Genomic DNA, 17,581 nt, shown 5'->3' on the forward strand with positions numbered 1-17,581 from the left:
ACAACGCTGCCGTGCTGGGCGAAATCGGCTACCTGGGCGAGCAGCCCAACGAGCACTTCGAGTTCGTGTTCGACATAAATCTGCTGGCCCCGGCCATGCTGATGAATACTTTCCTGAGTGCCTATCACTCCCGCCCGCGGTTTAGCGGCCGGCTCCGACGGAGCTGGCGCAGTTCCCGGGGCGGCAGCGGCAGGTGCAATGGCAACTGGCGCGGCAGCCGCCACAGTTTCGGCGGCGGGGCGGGTCCGGAGCTGCTCCATCTGCCGGCCCAGCTGCTGCATGCGGGCCTCCAGCTCGCGGTTGCGGATTTCCGCTTCCTGGCGAGAAGCGGTAATGGCTGCGGCCAGCGCGTTTTTCTCCTGCGTTTCGGCGGCTAGGCGGGCCTGCAGGGCGGTGACTTCGGCAGCAGCCGAAGGCGTGGCGGCCAACTGCTGCTGAAGTTGGGCAATGCTTTGCTCGCGGCTGGCTTCGCGGGCTTCCATCTGCAGGCGCTGCTGCTCCAGCTCGGCAAAAAGCTGCTGCCGCAACTGCTCCAACCGCTGCTGCTCGGCTGCCGCATCGGTGGGTGGTACCGACGGCGCCGGGGCGGTGCCGTAAGGTGGGTCGGCGGGCACGTCGGCGGCCCCGAGCCAGTTCCACAGCTGCCGGGCTTTCTGCTCCCAGAAAGCTGTCGGGTAAGTTTCCTCCTCTTCTTCGTCTTCGATGAGACTGGCCGCCCAGTTCTCCAGCACGGCCGCGGACACCGGCAGCACTGCCGACAACTCCCGCAAGTTCTGAGGCAGTGCTGCAAACGTTGTGGTGGGCCAGTCAGTGGCCGTGTTGGCCGAAACAGCCCCGATGGTAAAACCCGTAATGGCCGTGGCGGGCACCGGCGGCAGTTCGGGCCAGGTACCCATCCAAGCCGCCAGCGCCGTCTGCTGCTGCCGGGTCGTGGTGCCGCCCAGCGCGGCGGCCGGTTGCAGCACGACCACCCGGCCTGGCAGTACAGCCACGGCGGGCAGCATCTGGTCTTCGGAAACCGCCAGATTCGCCAGCAGCAGCCCGGTTGTGCCGTCAGCTTCCAGCGCGTCGCCCAAATCCGCAAACCAAGTGGCGGCAGCGGCATTGGCGAAGGGGGCGAAGGTGAGGCGGTGGAGCATAGGGGAAGCAACGGCGACGAGAACGGTAAAAGTACGCGACGCAACGCCGGACCTTCTGCCGCTGCTGCTATCAACTGCCAACCAGATCTATCGGGGGCCTACTTTTTCGCCCCGGCATCAATGGCCTGCAGCAGCTCTCGCGCATCTTCGTCCGACTCGTTCTGCAGTTTTGCCTGCTGCAAGGCCGCCTGCGCCGCAGCCTTGGCTGGTGCCTGACGCTGGGCCTGCTGCAGCAGCTTGGCGTACAGCAATAGGGTCTCGTAGTTGCGCTGCTGCTTCAGTAGCACTGGCATTACGTCCAGTGCGGCCACAATGGCCTCCTGCTGCTGCGCCGCGCCCTGCTCCTTGGCGAAGTGGTACACGTAGGTGGCGGTTTTGCTGAGCGTATACGTATCGGGGGCGGGCAGCTGGCTGTAGCGGCGCGTGGAGCGGGCGTAGCGCACCCAATCCCGGCGACCTTCCAGAAAGTTGATGGTGGCGAGGCTGTTAGCGCGCGCAGTATCGGCGAAGTTGGTTTTGATGAGTTGCCGCAGCTGCTGCAGACCTTGCGCATTAGATTTTTCACCTAAATCAGATGCCTGGTTTATGATCATGCGGTCGGCTTTATACTGCCGCTCCTCGGCCGAAAACCAGGGCGTAAAATCCGCCTGGTGAGCCAGGAAATACTGGTCGGTCTGCGGGGTGGAATATTTGAAGATATACCGCAGGTTTTGCTCGCTACGTAGCTGCTCCGCCGATTGCGTGGCCAGGTATTCGGCTACCACTTGCGGCTGTGGGTTCTGCTGGCTGGGAAAATTCAGCGCTTGCGAGTAGCGGTAGAGCAAGTCGGGCGTGCGGCTACAACTCTGATACTGCTGTTGCAAGCTATAAAACGCCGTTTGAGGATCAAATGCGGCCCGGCCCTCGGCCACAAAGTCGGGTGCTTTCTTGTACCCACCGCTGCGATACAGCAGGTTGCCCGCTGCATCAAGGTAGAGGTAAGTTGGATACGAGATAATGTCGTAGCGGCGCGCAAACGCGGTATCCGCCTCTATATCTACCTTAAACGCTACGAAAGTGCCGTTGTAATAGGCGGTGGCCGTGGGGTCCTGGAAAGTGCTGTTTTCCATCTCCTTGCAGAAGTGGCATCCCGGAGCGTAAGCGTACACGAAGATGGGCCGGTGAGTCTGCCGGGCCTTCTCCAACGCGGCGTTCCACGAGGTCAGCTCGAAGGCCAAGGTTGCGGTTTGAGCCCGGGCCACGAGGCCAAGCAGGCACAGCAGCGCCAGCGTAATCATCCGTTTCATAATCAAGGGTCTAAAGTCGCCGCTGGCAACTGCCGACGCCGTAAATAACGGCCGTAAGATAGCCTATTTCCCGAACCAAACCTGCCAAAACGGCCGCCTGGGCACCCCGGCCCGAAGTGTGCCGTACAAGGGGCCTATGGCTCCTTCTGATTCCTTTTTCGCTAAAAAGCCCCGTGCCGATGGCAAGCCCGCCCTTTCGGTGCGGGAGCGGTTTTCGGCCCTTAAAAACCTGCCGGCTTTCCTTCGCCTGATTTGGCAGACCAGCCCGGCCCTGACGCTGGGCAACGTGGCGCTGCGCCTGCTGCGGGCGGCTCTGCCGGTGGCCATGCTCTACATCGCCCAGCTCATCCTCGACTCCATCATCGGCCTGACCAAGCAGCCGGCCGATGCCCGCGAGCTGACGCCGATACTCACGCTGGTGGCCCTGGAGTTCGGCCTGGCTATCCTGTCCGATGCCCTGGGCCGCGGCGTGGCGTTGCTCGACTCGCTGCTCGGCGACCTGTTCGCCAACCAGACCTCCATTCGCCTGATGGAGCACGCTGCCGAGCTGGACTTGGACCAGTTCGAGGACAGCACTTTCTACGATAAACTGGAGCGGGCCCGCCGCCAGACGCTTTCCCGTACCGTGCTCATGTCGCAGGTGCTCAGCCAGGCCCAGGATGCCATTACGATGGGTTTTCTGGCTGTGGGGCTGGTGGCGTTCAACCCCTGGCTGCTGGTGTTGCTGCTGGTGGCGGTGGTGCCGGCCTTTCTGGGCGAGTCGCACTTCAACGAGCGCAGCTACTCGCTGGTGCACGGCTGGACGCCCGAGCGCCGCGAGCTGGACTACCTGCGCCAGACCGGCGCCTCCGACGACACGGCCAAGGAGGTTAAGATTTTCGGCCTTTCGACCTTTCTCACGGATCGGTTCCGGACGTTGTCCGATGATTTCTACGCCAAGAATAAGGCGCTGGTGGTGAAACGGGCTGGCTGGGGCACGTTCTTCGCGGCGGTGGGCGCGGCGGGCTACTACGCGGCCTACGTCTACATCATTATGCAGGCCGTGGCCGGGGCCGTCAGCATTGGTCAGCTCACGTTTCTGGCCGGCTCGTTTGCCCGCATGCGGGGCCTGCTCGAAGGGATATTGAGTCGGTTCAGCTCGGTGGCCGAGGGTGCGCTGTACCTGCAGGATTTCTTCGACTTCTTCCGGCTGGAGCCCCGCATCCGCCGTGACGAAAGCCAGCCGGTGCGGCCTTTTCCCAATCCTATCCGCGAGGGCTTCACATTTGAAAACGTGGGCTTCCAGTACCGCAACGCCGAAAAATGGGCGTTGCGCCACCTCAACTTCCGCTTGCAGGCCGGCGAAAAGCTGGCGCTGGTGGGCGAAAACGGGGCCGGCAAAACCACGATGGTTAAGCTGCTCTCGCGCCTCTACGACCCCACCGAGGGCCGCATTCTGCTCGACGGCTACGACCTGCGCGAGTATGACCCGCGGGAGCTGCGCCAGGAAATCGGGGTGATTTTCCAGGACTTCGTGCGCTTCCAGCTGCCGGCCGGCCAGAACCTGGCCGTAGGCCGCATCGAGCAGCAGCACAACCGCCCCCGCATCGAGCAGGCCGCCGCTCAAAGCCTGGCCGATTCGGTTATTGCCAAGCTGCCCGCTGGCTACGACCAGATGATTGGCCGCCGCTTCAACGGCGGCGTGGACCTGAGCGGGGGCGAGTGGCAGAAAATAGCGCTCGGCCGCGCCTACATGCGCGACGCCCAGCTCCTGATTCTCGACGAGCCCACCGCTGCCCTCGACGCCCGCGCCGAGTACGAGGTATTCCAGCGCTTCAAGGACCTGACGCTGGGCAAAACCGCCGTCCTCATCAGCCACCGTTTCAGCACCGTCCGCATGGCCGACCGCATCCTGGTTATCGAAAACGGCCAGTTCCAGGAAATTGGTAGCCACGAGGAGCTGCTGGCCAACGGTGGCCGCTACGCCGAGTTGTTCAAGCTGCAGGCGGCCGGGTATCGGTAAGCGGTTCGCACAATCGTCGTAGGAATATTTTGCGCAGCATGGTACGTTTTTCACGAAGGAGCATTAAAATTGCTGCTGCCCATTGAAGTAGAATTTAAATAGCGCTTAAACTTATTGGTTATTTGGCTGCTTTGAAGCCAGATAATTATTCATATCTAGCAGAAAACATGAGTATAGTGCATGAGTTCATGGCGCGTGAGCAAACCAAGAAGGGCATATTAGATGGAATTTTCTGGCATGAGCCCCGCTTCTTTTTCGCTAAAGATTTCAAGAAGACGCGCAAAGAAGTCGACTATACAGCTGGCATTACCATAAAAACAGCATGGTTGCTTAAGGCTATAGCTTGTATTCCCCTTGGAGTGGCATTTTACGCAGCATCCGTTATGCTACTTTTAATTATGGGGGATATTCACCGCCTGGTTGCTACAGGATTTTTAATTTTAATAACACTATTTATAAGGTTTATCGTCAAGAACGTCTTTACCAGAAGACTTGAAATAAATAGCAGTCATATACGGGTTAATAAAAAGCCAGTGAAATGGCCGAAAGTTGTGGAAATTTTGCTCATGACGAAGGATAGTAGCCGATTCGGAGAAGCCTGGCTCATAGTATTTACCACTGATAATAAAATCCATAGACATCCGCTTGTAAACTTGAGTCATTCAGTTGGTGAAATGTTCGATTATATTAACTTTTATAAGAACAACCAGGGAGCCGTCCAATAAGACATTGTAAGAACCGAAGGGCACCTTCTTACGCTAACTATCTATCTAATGAATTAGCAATCATTGCTGCGCTAACGGAAAAATAAAGCAAAACGAAGCGCTGTTAAAACGTCCCCGGCCACCTCGCGTATGGCGTTAGCACAAGCTATCCGTGCCATTTAATCTAGTAGCTATGCCCACCACCCCCCAGCCTCTCACCGACAATGACCTGCCCCACCTGCGCCACTGCCTGAAGCTGGCCGAAGAGGCCCTAGCGGCCGGTGACGAGCCTTTTGGCTCGGTGCTGGTGGGTGACAACGGTGAGGTGCTGGCCACCGCCCGCAACCGGGTGAACGAGCTCAACAACCTGGCTCACCCTGAAATTGAGTTGGTGCGTTGGGCCGGCGAAAACCTGTCGGCTGAGGAGCGGAAGGGGGCCACGGTGTACACCAGCGGCGAGCACTGCCCCATGTGCGCCGCCGCCCACGGCTGGCTGGGCCTGGGGGCTATTGTGTACCTCAGCTCCGCTCAACAGCTGCAACAGTGGCTTAAAGAAGCGGGTGCGCCGGCTGCGCCCATTACGTTTCTGCCGGTGCAGGAGCTGATAGTAGGGGCGGAGGTGCGCGGCCCCGGCAGCGGCGAGTTGCTGGAGCAGATTAGGGCGCTGCAGCTGCGCCGCCACGCCCGCTCCGGCGGATAAGTATTCGGCTCTCTGGCCGCCTGTGGCCGTCTTGGGGCCGTCCTGGAGCAGATGAGGCCGGATAAAGTAAAAAAATAAGGGCTTTTTCGACTGATAGTCAATCGATAAGCGCGTTGGGTTTCGTAGTTTAGTAAGCACGACTCACCAATTTCCACGCGCTTATGAACTGGACGATTACTTTACTAGGCGGCGCGAGTATGCTGCTGTCGGGTTGCCTGATGTCACAGGAGGCCCGTGTCGAATCCGACTACAGTTATTCCGGGCAGTTCCGGCGTTACCGCACCTACGAGTTTGTGAGCGGCGACGGCCTTAACTCCGATACCAGCCGGCTGGGTGAGGCTGTGCGCGACGCCATTCGTACCCGCCTCAAAGTGCAGGGCTACCGCTTGGCCCGCCGCCGCCCCGATCTATTGATAAACTTTCATCTGTTCGAAGGTGATATGCGCTTCCGGGGCTACTCTCAGGACGATTTTACCAAGTGGGTGAAAAACGGTGATGCCGAGGACGAGGACACCCCCAAAGATTCCCGCAAAGGCTACCAGCCGGTCCGGTTGCTGCTCTCGGAAGGCACACTACTCGTTACGCTCATCGACAACCGCTCGAACAAGGCCATCTGGAACGGCTACGCCTCGGGCGTGAGCGTGCCGCCCGGTCCGCGGGGTGAGGTGGTGCTGCGCCGCTCGGTACGCTCCATTTTCGACCAGTATCACGTTTTTACGGCTGGTTATTTAAATGGCCAGAGTCCAGCTGACTCCGACGAAGACTAGGGCCCCGGCCCTGGCCGCCGAACCAAACGCCACCCTTCGCAGTTTAACGCTCAGTTCAGCCGCCGGCATCAATCCAGCGCCTGAATAGCAGAACAAGGCGGTTGCTGCCGGCCATTTGGTTGGGGCAATAGCGCTACCTTCGTGCTAGCCTGCCAATCGGCGGCCACCCATTTTTACCTTTGTAGCAGAGTAGCTCTGCTGTTGTTCCACAGCACCAACGCCGCATGACCACCAAGCCCCTTCGGTTTACCAACGTCCAGCGTTCTACGTTTTTTGCCACGGTTCGTGAGCGGGCCGACGCCTATTTCCGCGACAAAAACCTCTCGCGCCACGCCAACGGGGCTATGTGGGCCAAAACCATCTTTTTCCTGGGTTCCTTCGTGCTCACCTACGGGCTGATCATCTCCAACCAGTTCAGCGTGCCTGTTATGGCTGGGCTGGCGGCGTTGCTCGGGTCCATCTGCGCCTTTATTGGCTTCAATGTGTGCCACGATGCGCTGCACGGCTCGTTTTCGGCCAATAAGCGCGTGAACAAGGGTCTGGGGCTGATTTTTAACCTGATCGGGGCCAGCCCTTACGTGTGGAACATCACCCACAACGTGGTGCACCATACCTACACCAATATTGCCGGCCACGACGAAGACATCGAGGTAGCGCCCGGTCTGGTGCGGCTCGATGCCAGCGAGCCGGTACGCCGCATTCAGCGGTATCAGCACTGGTATGCGTTTTTGCTCTATGGGCTGGCTTCGCTCTCGTGGGTACTGCGCAAAGATTACGTGAAGTTCTTCCAGCCCAAAATCGGGCAGCAGGTGGCCAATCATCCGCGCCGCGAGTATTTCAACCTGTTCTTTTACAAGGCCGTTTACTACGTGCTGTTTATTGTGGTGCCACTGCTGGTGCTCGATATTACGTGGTGGCAGTGGGCACTGGGCTTTGTGCTGATGCACTTCGTGGAAGGGCTGGTGCTGGGCCTCGTGTTTCAGTTGGCCCATGTAGTAGAGGGCACGGCTTTCCCGCTGCCCGACGAGCAGAACGACATGCGTGAGGCCTGGGCCGTGCACCAGCTGCGTACCACCGCAAACTTCTCGCCCGACAGCCGGCTGGCCAGCTTCCTGTGCGGCGGCCTCAACCGCCAGATCGAGCACCACCTGTTCCCGAAGGTCTGCCACATTCATTACCCGGCGCTGGCCCGCATTGTGCGCGAAACGGCTCATGAGTTCGATCTGCCCTACCTGGAAAACCCCACGTTTGTGGGCGCGCTGCAGTCGCACCACCGGGTGCTGCGGCAGTTTGGAGCTGAGGCCTGGGCCACGGCGCAGCAGGCCCCGCAGGCGCAGGTAGCAGCGTAGCTGGCCTGCCCGAAGCGTCCGGGCAGTATTGGAGGCCGGGCTTCCGCTCTGCGCAATAAAAAGTACCTTCGGCCCGGTTTTGGCCCACCGAATGAACGTACTTTTTATGCGCCACTCTATGAAGACTATTTTCTCCCGGCGCTGGGCCGCCGGGTTGCTGGCGGGTAGCGCCGGCCTGCTGGCCGTTGGCTGCACCGCGCCGCGTGCCATTGTGAGCACCGGCAAAGTAACGCCCCGGGGCGAGTTTCGGGTAGGCGGCAACCTGGCTTTCAATGCGCCCACCGAAACCATCAGCAAGGCAGGCTCTACCCTCAAATCGGCCGCCCGCGAGCTGGCCCAGAAGGCCGCCAACGACACGGTGCGCTACAACCAGACCATCGAGAAGCTGCAGGTGGCCGCCATTGCCTTCGCCCTCGACCCGGTGCGGCCTTCGTCGGACCTGTACCTGCGCTACGGCGTTATCGACCGGCTTGATGTGGGCTACAAGTACGCCTTCGGCTCGCACGTTTTCGATGCCATGTACCAGTTTCTGGGGCCGGTAGGTACGGTCGAAAACCCCGGTACCCGCCAAGCCGGCGTCACCTACGCCAGCATCGGGTTGCAGTACGCCACCCAGCGCACCAAGCTGCCCAGCATTCCTTTTTTCGACGATATAAACGCGCTGCTCGGCTTCCGGGCCTCGCGCCATGACCTTATTGTGCCGCTGGTGTTTAGCCAGTCGTTGGGCGCGGAGGAGGAAATCGGGGCCATTTCCTACGGTGTGGTGTACGCCCACACGTTCCTGCGCTACGGTCTCACGCCGGGCAGCCTGTTCAATGGGCCGGGCAGCCAGTTCGTGACGGGCAAGGTGCCCGAGCTGCCCACGGTGCGCCAGAATTTTGGCTCGTACGGGATATTCTTTAATGCCAAACTCGGCTACCGCTACGCCTACGTCATTCCGGCGCTATCGGTCTACTACCAGAACTACGGCGAATACCGGCTGCTCAACAACCAAACCACCAAGCTCAGCGGCCTCACCTTTATTCCGAGCCTGGGCCTGCAGTTCCGTATTCCGGGCTTCTCGCGGCGGTAACTGGGCTGTAAGCTAAGCAAACGTCATTCAGAGCGCAATATGCTCTGAATGACGTTTTAATGACCCCGCAAGGAATGATTTTTACATTCAATCAGCTCTTCCGTCCATGAAAATTCTGTACGGAGTGCCCGGCGAAGGGCTGGGGCACGCCACCCGCAGCAAAGTAGTTATCGGGTACCTGCTCGGCCAGGGCCACGAGGTGCGGGTAGTAAGCAGCTCACGGGCCTACCAGCTGCTGGCGGCGGCCTTTCCGGGCGGCGGGGTGCACGAGATAAAAGGCTTCCACCTGGCCTATAAGAACATAACGGTGTCGAAGTCGCGGACGGCGGCCCTTACGCTGCGCTCGGCCCCGGAAAGCCTGCGCGTTAACTTCGGGAAGTACCGCGAGCTGTTGCGCGACTTCGAGCCCGAGGTGGTGATTTCCGACTTCGAGTCGTTCAGCTACTACTACGCGCAGTGGAAAGGCCTGCCGGTTATCAGCATCGATAACATGCAGATAATCAATCGGGCAGTGCTGGATGTGGCGGTGCCGGCCGCCGAGCGGGGCAACTTGGCGCTGGCCCGACGCCTTGTGCAGGCCAAGCTGCCACGCAGCCAGCACTATCTGATCAGCACGTTTTTTCGGCTGCCACTGCGCAAGGAGCGCACCACATTGGTTCCGCCCATTCTGCGGCCCGAGGTACTGGCGCTGACCCCTACCCGTGGCCGCCATGTGCTGGTATACCAGTCGGCTACCACCCAGCAAAATCTGGTGGCCCAACTGCAGCAGCTGCCCAACCAGGAATTTCGGGTGTACGGCTTCAACCGCGAGGAAACCCACGGCAACGTGCAGCTGCGCGCCTTCAGTGAGGCCGGGTTCCTGGCCGATCTGGCCAGTGCCCGGGCCGTGTTTACAAACGGGGGCTTTTCGCTGATCAGTGAGGCCGTTTACCTGCGCAAGCCCATCTGCGCGGTGCCCATTCCGGCGCAGTTCGAGCAGTTCCTCAATGCCGCGCAGGTAGAGAAGCTCGGCTACGGCCGCCACTTTGCCACCATCACCCCCGATAATCTCCGGGCCTTTTTCTACGATTTATCGGGCTTTGAAGCGGCCCTGCAGACCTACGAGCAGTACGGCAACCAGGAGCTGTTTACGGCATTGGAAAAGGTGCTGGCGGATATCAGCACGATGTAGGGGTGGGGCTTGCCCCCGCCCGCCGCCGAACGATGCGTAACCACGCCATCATCAAATGCCTGCGGCGGTAGTCGTTCAACGGCGGGCGGGGACAAGCCCCGCCCCTACATCGTGCTGTTTCCCAAACTCTCCAACCGCTCTTTCACTTCTTCCAAGCGCTCCTGCTTGGCGGCTTCGCGGCGGGCAATAGCCGTGCGGGTCCAGTAGTGGTGGGTGCCCAGAAAGTGAACCTGCAGCTCCAGCCAGGCAGCTTCGTCAGCCACGAGGCCCCGGGCAGTCAGCTCCTCGAACAGCGTCTGGCTGACGGGCCAGAAGTCGGCAGGTCGGCCAAGATAATCCAGGTCGGCATCGCACAGAATCTGGGCCAGGTGCGAGTCGCCGGGGCACTGCGGCATCTGGGTAGCCATAATAAGCTGGCAGATCAGCTCAATCTGCGGCTCCGCATAACCAAAGCCGGGCAATACTTGCCGGGCCAGCGCACAGCCGGCCGCCTCGTGTCCCTGGTAGGTCGTCAGGAAGCCGGCATCATGATAATATGCTGCCGTGCGCAGCAGGGCCAGCTCCCCGGTATCGGTAATGCCCTCGCCCGGGCCAACGACCCGGCCTGCTGCACTACGTCGAGCGTGTGGTGCAGGCCGTGGTAGAGCAGGGAAGGGGAGAGGTTCCGGCGCAACTGGTTGAGCACGTACGTTTCGGCGCGGAGGCAATCCATTGGCGGGGAGCTGGTAGCTGCTGACTCTTAGCGGATAGCTGGCAGGGAATACGCGGCAGCTTTCGGGCAGTAAGGTAAGAGGTTCGCCCGAAGAATTTGCGCCCTGCCGCTTTGTGCAGCAGTTTCCTTGTAGTTTGCCCTGTGCAAGCTGTAATTTGCTGCCGACAGCTACCAGCTAAAAGCTAATGGTTTCCCAAAAATGACTTTTCTCGCCCGCTGGCAGCAGCTACTAGGAATCCGGCCCGAGGAAGGCCGCTCGGTGGGGCTGTTCTTTCTGCACAACTTCCTGCTCGGCATTGGTACCATTCTGGTGTACGTGGCGGCCAATGTTATTCTGCTCGAAAACCATCCTGAAACCAGTTTGCCACTGGCCTACGCGGCCTCGGCGCTGGCCATGCTGGGGGCCGGGCAGGTGTACGCGCACTACGAGCACCACCTAGGCCTGCAGAAGGTAGCGGTGCGGGTGCTGCTGGCGGTAGTTGTGCTGATGGCCGTAATTGGGGTGCTGGTGGCCTTTGGCCGCTCGGTGGCGGCGGCAGTGGCTATTATGGCCGGCTACCGCGTTATCTACCTGCTCACCAACCTCGAATTCTGGGGTGTGTCGGCGGTGGTGTTTGATGTGCGGCAGGGGCGGCGGCTGTTCAGCGTCATCAGTTCGGGCGATATGCCGGCCAAGGCCCTGGGGGCCGTACTGGCCGTGTTGGTGCATCATCATGCCGAGCTGCTGTGGCTGCTGCTGCTGGCCTTTGGGGCCTATGCGGGCGCGCTGCTGGTAGTGCAGGCTACCGGCCGCAGCCACCAGGTAGAAGTGCGCTCGGCTGCCCGCGCCGCCCGCCCCAAAGCCGTAGCCACCCCCCTGCAACGCTGGCTGGGCAGCAGCCGGCTGGTGGGCACCATGTGCCTGAGTATGCTGCTGCTGGCAGCCGTCACTACGGGCATCGAGTACGTCTTTTTCATCCATGTAAAGGAGCAGTTTCACGATCAGGCCCAGGTGATGCGCTACGTGGGTACGGTGCTGGCCCTGACCTACCTGGTGGCTATGCTGCTGAAGCTGGCGGTAACCGGCCGGGCCCTCGACCGGCTGGGGCCAAGGCCGGTACTGCTGGCGCTGCCGCTGGTGCTGCTGGCCGGGCTGGCCCTGTTCGGGGTGCGCAACGAGCTGGGCCAGGCCGGACTGCTATTGTACCTATGCGGACTGTTTCTGGTGCAGGAAGTGCTGCGGCGGGCCTTTTTCGATCCGGTGTTCCTGGTGCTGTTCCAGCCGCTGCCGGCCCCCGAGCGGCTGCAGGCCCACACACTGGCCAAGGGCGTGTACGAGCCGCTGGGCCTGGGCCTGGGCGCCCTGCTGCTGCTGGCCCTGCCCGCCGGCCTCGGCTGGCAGATTAGCTGGATGCTGCTGCTGATTGCGGGGGCCGCCCTGCTGCTCTATCGTACCTACGGCCACTACCTGGCCGAGCTGAGCCACGCCGTGGGCCGCCGGTTTGGCGAGGCCGACCTCCCCGAACCTGACCCGCTGACGGCCGCCAACACTCCCGCCGCCTTAAACCGCCCCACCGCCAACGAAGCCGAAGTAGCCGCGCTGGTAGCGGCCCTGGCCAATAAAAAAAGCCGTTCTGCCGCCACCAGCCAGCTGCTGGCGCTGGGCACAACGGCCCTGCCCGCACTCTGCGCTTTGTTGCAGTCGGGGGTGGCCGAGGAAGCTGTTATGCGGCGTGTGGCCTATATCTGCGGGCAGTTGCCGGGTGCGGCCAGCCATCGGGCGCTGGTGCAGCTGGCCCGCCAGCCTGCCCTTGCCTGCCGCGAAGCTGCCCTGCGCGCCCTGCGCTACCACCCCTCCAACCCAGCCGATGCGCCTGTATTCCGCGAGCTGCTGGGCCAGGAGTTGCGGCTGGCTCAGCAGCTGCTGCACGGCCAGGCGGGGGTCGGTGCCGGCCCGTTGCACCACGCCCTCGGCTACGAGCTGAAGCGGGTAGAGCAGCGGCTGTTCGGGTTGCTGCAGCAGCTGTACCCGCCCCAGCCCATCCGCGACGCTCAGCGCCATGTGGCCCAGGCCACCCGCGAACGGCAGGCCAATGCCCTCGAAATTCTCGACAACCTCATCGACCGGCCTACTTACCAGGCCCTGCAGACCCTGCTTGAAGTGGGCTCGCCCGTGGCTAAAGCGGCCCGCTTCGACCGGCTGCTGCCCGGTGCCCCGACCACCTTTGCCCGGCTGCCGGAAGCCGTAGTGGAGCGCGGCGAAACCATGTTTACCGACTGGACCGTGAGCTTGGCGCTACGCCAGCTGCCACCCGCGCACACCCGTTTCGTGCTGCTACAGCCGCACCTCGCCTCGGCCAGCCTACTAGTGCGCGAAAGCGCCCTGCTCGCGCTGATGAACTGGGCCGTAAACCGCCCCGCCGCCTACCAGGCTGCCCTCACCAAATCACCCGCTTTAGCCGATCTGCTCATGAACCACGCCGCTACTGCCGCTCACGTTTCTGCCGCCGACCGGGTGGCCGTGCTGCAACGCACTGCTCTTTTTGCGGCCACACCGCCCAATGTGCTCAGCGCCATTGTGCCCATCATGCAGGAGGTGCCACTGGCAGCCGGCCAACAGATTTTTGCCCAGGGCGACCTAGGCAATTCCCTGTTTATCGTGCACGAGGGCGAAGTCGGCATTTTCACCGGGGCTCGTCAGCTGGCCACCTTCGGCCCGGGCGACTTCTTCGGCGAGCTGGCCCTGCTCGATGCTGAGCCTCGTTCTGCCACCGCCCGTGCCTTGGCTCCCACGCTGGCCTTCCGCCTCGATCAGGAGATTTTTACGATGTGATGGAGGAGCGGCCCGAGGTGCTACGCAACATTCTGCGCGTGCTCTGCCAGCGCCTAAGAAGGCAGAACGAAGCAAGTTCGGGTGCAATATGATGTGCACCTGCAGATACGATACTCTCTGCGCCGGGCCGCATTAACCTGTGCGAGCAATGGCCGAAGCTTTCTTTAGGCGCAAAGCCCCCAACGCCCATATGGGCGTTGGGGGCTTTCGCTTGCGGATTACTCCGACCGACCTTCGCATGGGAGCAGTTCTGCCTACGCCACAACCTCGTAAATCATCACCGGCTCGGCCTTGTTCTTGAGGGCAACCTCCTGCAGGGGGCGGCACTGGAACGACTCTTTCAGCTGCTCGTAGGTGGACTGGGTGACGACAATCTGGCCGGGCTGAGCGGCAGATTGCAGGCGCTGGCTCACGTTCACGTTGTCGCCGATAACGGTGTAGTCGAGGCGCTTGAGCGAGGCCGAGCCGATGTTGCCCGACACCATTTCACCGGTGTTGATGCCGATGCTTACCAGCGGCTGGTAAGGCTTGCCGTCGGGCAGCGTGTCGTGGTTGGCCTGCACGGCTGCGCGGGCAGCCAGGGCCGCATCCACGGCCCGGTCGAGGTGGAATTCGTTGCGGAAGACGGCCATTACGGCATCGCCCATAAACTTATCGATGTAGCCGCCCTGCGCAATAATCTCCTTCACCATCTGGTCGAAGTAGCGGTTGAGCATCGTTACGATATCGGTGGGGGGCAGTACTTCTGAAAGCGAAGTGAAGCCGCAGATGTCGATAAACACCACCGTGGCCTGCACCGTTTCGGAGGCCATGAGCGTGTTCTTGAACTCGGGCCGGCCCACGAAATTGAGCACGGTTTCATCCACGTACATGCGTAGGATATTGTTTTCCTGGATAGCGCGCAACGTTTGGCGCAGCTGCTGTACGTGCAGAGCAGTTTTGTCGATGGTCAGCTCCAGGTCCTGAAAATCGACGGGCTTGGTCACGAAATCGAAGGCCCCGTGGTTCATGGCCGTGCGGATGTTGTGCATGTCGCCGTAGGCCGATACCATCACCGTTTTGATGACCGGACTGACCTCGGGCAGACGTCCGAGCAGCGTCAACCCGTCCATCACCGGCATATTTATGTCGGACAGGATGATGTCGAAATCGGCTTGTTCGCCCAGCGTATCAAGGGCCTGCTGGCCATCGTGGGCAAACACGAACTCGTACACGTTCTCCCGGATCTTACGCCGGAATTTCTGCTTGATGAGCAGCTCCAGATCGGCCTCATCATCAACTACCAGAATTTTCGTTTTCATAGGCGTGGTCGTCGTCTTGGGCGGCAAGTTGCAGCAATTTCTGCTTGAGAGCGATAAAATCGACGGGCTTGGTCAGAAAGTCGCTGGCGCCCATCTCCAGCGCCTGCCGGCGGCTGGCCTCGTCGGCGTAGGCCGTCAGCATCATTACCCGGGGCGGGGCGGGCGGGGGTGGGGCCGGGTACTCCTGCCGGATGCGGCCCAGCAGCTCCAGTCCGCTCATGCCGGGCATGTTGATGTCGGACAGAATCAGTACTACTTCCGAAGCGTGCTGGTGCAGGTAGTCGAGCGCCTCCTCGCCCGAGTGGGCAAACGCAAACCGCATCTGCCCGCCTCGAATCTCGCGCCGGAACCGCTGCTCAAATAGTGCCCGGACATCCAGCTCATCGTCTACTACCAAAATATTCATGTGAGTAAAGATATAGCAGTTGGCAATTGTTTGGCGGGCTTTCGGCCGTTCTTCCCTAATAACGGTCAGTAACCCACAAGCAACTAAAAAATTCAGCCGGGCAGCTCGATGATAAATTCGGTGCCCTTTCCTTCTTCGGTTTCGAGGCTGAGCGTGCCGTTGTGCCCCTTGGTGATGATGTCGTAGCTGAGCGAGAGGCCCAGGCCCGTGCCCTCGCCGGCGGGCTTGGTGGTGAAGAAGGGCTGAAAGATTTTCTGGCGGGCCGCCTCGGGAATACCCGTGCCGTTGTCGCGCACCCGGATTTCCACACCGCCCTCGGGCAGGGCGCGGGTGCTCACGCTCACGGTGGGCACGTAGGCGTCGGCATCGGGCAGCTGTTCGCGGCGTTGCTGCACGGCGTAGAAGGCGTTGGTGAACAGGTTGAGCAGCACCCGGCCCACATCGGGCCCAACGGCCTCGACCAGGGGAAGGTCGGGGGCCAGGTCGGTGCGCAGCGTGGCGTTGAAGCTTTTGTTTTTGGCGCGCAGGCCGTGGTAGGCGAGGCGCAGGTATTCGTCGGCGAGCTGGTTGAGGTCGGTGGGCATTCGCTCGCCGGTGCTGGCGCGGCTGTGTTCGAGCATGCCGCGTACGATGCTGGCCGCCCGATGCCCGTGGTGCGTAATCTTGGTCAGGTTCTGGCGCAGATTGTTCAGCAGCTCGCTTTCCAGCGCCAGGTCGCGCGTGGGGCGCTGCTGCTCTTCTTCCAGTTCATCTAATAGCTCACCGCTCACGTCGGCGAAGTTGGTGACGAAGTTGAGTGGGTTCTGGATTTCGTGGGCAATGCCGGCCGTCAGCTCGCCCAGGCTGGCCATCTTCTCGCTCTGGATGAGCTGGTCCTGCGTAATGCGCAGCTCCTCCAGGGTTTCGCGCAGCTCCCCTGTTTGGCGGGTGAGCGAGGTGGTGCGCTCGGCCACCATCTGCTCCAAAATAGCATTCTGGGCCTCGATACGCCGCTTTTCGAGGGCGGCAGCCTCGCGCTCCAACCGCTCGGCCTCGGCCTGGCGCTTGTGGCTGCGCGCCACAAAGGAGAAAACAATCAGCCACAGCACGCTGAATCCCTGGGCCGAGCTGAATCCTTCGTGGTAGAAGTCCAGGGTGGCGGGAGCTACAGCGTGTAGCAGCAGCTCGCCCCCCTTTGTTACTGCCAGGGGCACCAACCCTAGTAGCAGCGTCCGGGCCGGACGATAGTCGCGCACCAATGCCAACACGGCTATCATAAGGCCAAGCACGAGCAGCACATAAAAATCGTCGGCCTTCGTGTGCTGCAGGTCTAGGGCCATCATCCCCAGATAGTAGGCCACGCCCAGTATCCAAAACCGGGCGTAAAGCGTGCCCCACGCGGGTAGCCGCTCCTTGATGTTTATGAAACGGCCCATGCCCCGCACCAGCGGAATGCTGATAGCAACCAGAAACAGGACGTTGATGCCTGAGTTGGTCACTCCCTTCTCCACGTTCTGCCTCAGCTTGTAGGTCGAATCCTGATCCGGTTTGGTGGGGCTAAGCGAAACCGTGGCGTTGGCGCTGTCCTGCCGGGTAACCACGATGTCGTTACTGTAGAACTTGCTACGGATGCGGATGGTATCGGGCTGATACAGGGCCATCGGAAACGGGTTGAAGGACGACGTCAGGGAGCGGCCGGGGCCGGGGCATCGGCCACCTGAGTGCTGAAGATTTTCGGCAGGGGCAGCGTGAGTACCAGCACAGGGTTGGCCGGAGTGGGCACGGCGGCCGCATTACGGCGGTTTTTTTTTGGCGGACCTTCGAGCAAGCCGGCGGCCTCGCCCAGGCGGGCCAGCAGCGGCGGCAGCGGTAGATGGAGCGTAAGTACCCGTTCGCGCCGGGTTGGAGGGCTGACCACCGATTTACTTTCAATCGAACCAGCGCCGGTCGTTTGCTGTGCCTGCACGGTTGGTGCAGCAAGTAACAGTCCGGAAAATAATACCAGAAGTATGCGAACAACAGGCATAGCGGATAGCAGCGGAATGGTTGTAAAGATGCGACGATAAATGGATTTCGCCACTTACTGCCGCCCGAAGATGCGCGCCCTGGCTTATCGACCTGCTTTCACCGCAACCCCGGCAGGCGTTGGGCACCGCAGGGGAGTGTTTGAAAGCAAACCGT

At 61.2% G+C, this 17,581-nt stretch carries 16 protein-coding genes; 8 read left to right on the forward strand and 8 right to left on the reverse strand.

Annotation, left to right across the window (positions count from 1 at the left end; genetic code table 11):
• Together D0N36_RS14790 and D0N36_RS14795 are read right to left on the reverse strand one after the other, a co-directional pair.
• Nucleotides 1-1,139, reverse strand: a 1,139-nt coding sequence (locus D0N36_RS14790; protein WP_199798355.1) for a hypothetical protein, incomplete at its 3' end; no start/stop codon positions are given.
• A 98-nt stretch (nucleotides 1,140-1,237) separates the two neighbouring features.
• Entirely contained in the window at nucleotides 1,238-2,425 is a 1,188-nt protein-coding gene (locus D0N36_RS14795) for a thioredoxin family protein (protein ID WP_116942629.1), read from the reverse strand.
• 136 nt (nucleotides 2,426-2,561) lie between these two features.
• On the opposite strand from D0N36_RS14795, the gene D0N36_RS14800 reads away from it, so the two are divergent.
• The 7 genes from D0N36_RS14800 to D0N36_RS14830 all read left to right on the forward strand — a co-directional run bounded on the left by D0N36_RS14800 (nucleotide 2,562) and on the right by D0N36_RS14830 (nucleotide 10,190).
• A complete protein-coding gene (locus D0N36_RS14800) occupies nucleotides 2,562-4,427 on the forward strand; it encodes an ABC transporter ATP-binding protein (protein ID WP_116942667.1) in 1,866 nt (621 codons plus the stop codon).
• A gap of 122 nt (nucleotides 4,428-4,549) precedes the next feature.
• Nucleotides 4,550-5,152: a hypothetical protein gene (locus D0N36_RS14805; RefSeq protein WP_147320926.1), complete on the forward strand. Its 603-nt coding sequence runs from the start codon at nucleotides 4,550-4,552 to the stop codon at nucleotides 5,150-5,152.
• 172 nt (nucleotides 5,153-5,324) lie between these two features.
• Complete coding sequence (locus D0N36_RS14810; RefSeq protein WP_116942631.1) at nucleotides 5,325-5,831, forward strand: nucleoside deaminase; 507 nt, start codon at nucleotides 5,325-5,327, stop codon at nucleotides 5,829-5,831.
• A 161-nt stretch (nucleotides 5,832-5,992) separates the two neighbouring features.
• Nucleotides 5,993-6,598, forward strand: a complete 606-nt coding sequence (locus D0N36_RS14815) for a DUF4136 domain-containing protein (protein WP_116942632.1) — start codon at nucleotides 5,993-5,995, stop codon at nucleotides 6,596-6,598.
• A gap of 224 nt (nucleotides 6,599-6,822) precedes the next feature.
• Nucleotides 6,823-7,947: a fatty acid desaturase family protein gene (locus D0N36_RS14820; RefSeq protein WP_116942633.1), complete on the forward strand. Its 1,125-nt coding sequence runs from the start codon at nucleotides 6,823-6,825 to the stop codon at nucleotides 7,945-7,947.
• Nucleotides 7,948-8,065: 118 nt separating this feature from the next.
• Nucleotides 8,066-9,019 carry a hypothetical protein gene (locus tag D0N36_RS14825; protein WP_116942634.1) on the forward strand — a complete coding sequence of 318 codons (954 nt, stop codon included), beginning with the start codon at nucleotides 8,066-8,068 and terminating at the stop codon, nucleotides 9,017-9,019.
• 106 nt (nucleotides 9,020-9,125) lie between these two features.
• Nucleotides 9,126-10,190, forward strand: a complete 1,065-nt coding sequence (locus tag D0N36_RS14830; protein WP_116942635.1) for a glycosyltransferase family protein — start codon at nucleotides 9,126-9,128, stop codon at nucleotides 10,188-10,190.
• Nucleotides 10,191-10,294: 104 nt separating this feature from the next.
• On the opposite strand, the gene D0N36_RS19755 is transcribed toward D0N36_RS14830, so the two are convergent.
• Both D0N36_RS19755 and D0N36_RS19760 read right to left on the reverse strand, forming a co-directional pair.
• Nucleotides 10,295-10,597 carry a hypothetical protein gene (locus D0N36_RS19755; protein WP_242478936.1) on the reverse strand — a complete coding sequence of 101 codons (303 nt, stop codon included), beginning with the start codon at nucleotides 10,595-10,597 and terminating at the stop codon, nucleotides 10,295-10,297.
• Between the two features lie 104 nt (nucleotides 10,598-10,701).
• A complete protein-coding gene (locus D0N36_RS19760; RefSeq protein WP_242478937.1) occupies nucleotides 10,702-10,902 on the reverse strand; it encodes a hypothetical protein in 201 nt (66 codons plus the stop codon).
• Nucleotides 10,903-11,101: 199 nt separating this feature from the next.
• On the opposite strand from D0N36_RS19760, the gene D0N36_RS14840 reads away from it, so the two are divergent.
• Complete coding sequence (locus D0N36_RS14840) at nucleotides 11,102-13,714, forward strand: cyclic nucleotide-binding domain-containing protein (protein WP_242478938.1); 2,613 nt, start codon at nucleotides 11,102-11,104, stop codon at nucleotides 13,712-13,714.
• 254 nt (nucleotides 13,715-13,968) lie between these two features.
• Here the strand turns inward: D0N36_RS14840 and D0N36_RS14845 are convergent, their stop codons facing one another.
• The 4 genes from D0N36_RS14845 to D0N36_RS14860 form a co-directional block, all read right to left on the reverse strand.
• Complete coding sequence (locus tag D0N36_RS14845) at nucleotides 13,969-15,015, reverse strand: adenylate/guanylate cyclase domain-containing protein (protein WP_116942636.1); 1,047 nt, start codon at nucleotides 15,013-15,015, stop codon at nucleotides 13,969-13,971.
• A complete protein-coding gene (locus D0N36_RS14850) occupies nucleotides 14,990-15,421 on the reverse strand; it encodes a response regulator (protein ID WP_116942637.1) in 432 nt (143 codons plus the stop codon). The genes D0N36_RS14845 and D0N36_RS14850 overlap by 26 nt, the downstream gene beginning before the upstream one ends.
• Nucleotides 15,422-15,513: 92 nt before the next feature.
• Nucleotides 15,514-17,061 (reverse strand): sensor histidine kinase, encoded by a 1,548-nt coding sequence (locus D0N36_RS14855; protein ID WP_116942638.1) that lies wholly within the window; start codon nucleotides 17,059-17,061, stop codon nucleotides 15,514-15,516.
• A gap of 23 nt (nucleotides 17,062-17,084) precedes the next feature.
• The gene (locus D0N36_RS14860; protein ID WP_116942639.1) at nucleotides 17,085-17,366 is read right to left on the reverse strand and encodes a hypothetical protein; all 282 of its coding nucleotides are present in this window, start codon (nucleotides 17,364-17,366) and stop codon (nucleotides 17,085-17,087) included.
• Between the last annotated feature and the right edge of the window lie 215 nt (nucleotides 17,367-17,581).

The organism is Hymenobacter lapidiphilus, assembly GCF_003417065.2.
In the GTDB taxonomy this organism is placed as follows: Bacteria; Bacteroidota; Bacteroidia; order Cytophagales; family Hymenobacteraceae; genus Hymenobacter.

Coding starts and splice junctions, on each gene's coding strand:
- D0N36_RS14800 (WP_116942667.1), top strand. CDS start 2,562: ATGGCTCCTTCTGATTCCTTTTTCGCTAAAAAGCCCCGTGCCGATGGC.
- D0N36_RS14845 (WP_116942636.1), bottom strand. CDS start 15,015: ATGAAAACGAAAATTCTGGTAGTTGATGATGAGGCCGATCTGGAGCTG.
- D0N36_RS14850 (WP_116942637.1), bottom strand. CDS start 15,421: ATGAATATTTTGGTAGTAGACGATGAGCTGGATGTCCGGGCACTATTT.
- D0N36_RS19760 (WP_242478937.1), bottom strand. CDS start 10,902: ATGGATTGCCTCCGCGCCGAAACGTACGTGCTCAACCAGTTGCGCCGG.
- D0N36_RS14840 (WP_242478938.1), top strand. CDS start 11,102: ATGACTTTTCTCGCCCGCTGGCAGCAGCTACTAGGAATCCGGCCCGAG.
- D0N36_RS19755 (WP_242478936.1), bottom strand. CDS start 10,597: ATGGCTACCCAGATGCCGCAGTGCCCCGGCGACTCGCACCTGGCCCAG.
- D0N36_RS14820 (WP_116942633.1), top strand. CDS start 6,823: ATGACCACCAAGCCCCTTCGGTTTACCAACGTCCAGCGTTCTACGTTT.
- D0N36_RS14855 (WP_116942638.1), bottom strand. CDS start 17,061: ATGGCCCTGTATCAGCCCGATACCATCCGCATCCGTAGCAAGTTCTAC.
- D0N36_RS14810 (WP_116942631.1), top strand. CDS start 5,325: ATGCCCACCACCCCCCAGCCTCTCACCGACAATGACCTGCCCCACCTG.
- D0N36_RS14795 (WP_116942629.1), bottom strand. CDS start 2,425: ATGAAACGGATGATTACGCTGGCGCTGCTGTGCCTGCTTGGCCTCGTG.
- D0N36_RS14815 (WP_116942632.1), top strand. CDS start 5,993: ATGAACTGGACGATTACTTTACTAGGCGGCGCGAGTATGCTGCTGTCG.
- D0N36_RS14825 (WP_116942634.1), top strand. CDS start 8,066: ATGAAGACTATTTTCTCCCGGCGCTGGGCCGCCGGGTTGCTGGCGGGT.
- D0N36_RS14830 (WP_116942635.1), top strand. CDS start 9,126: ATGAAAATTCTGTACGGAGTGCCCGGCGAAGGGCTGGGGCACGCCACC.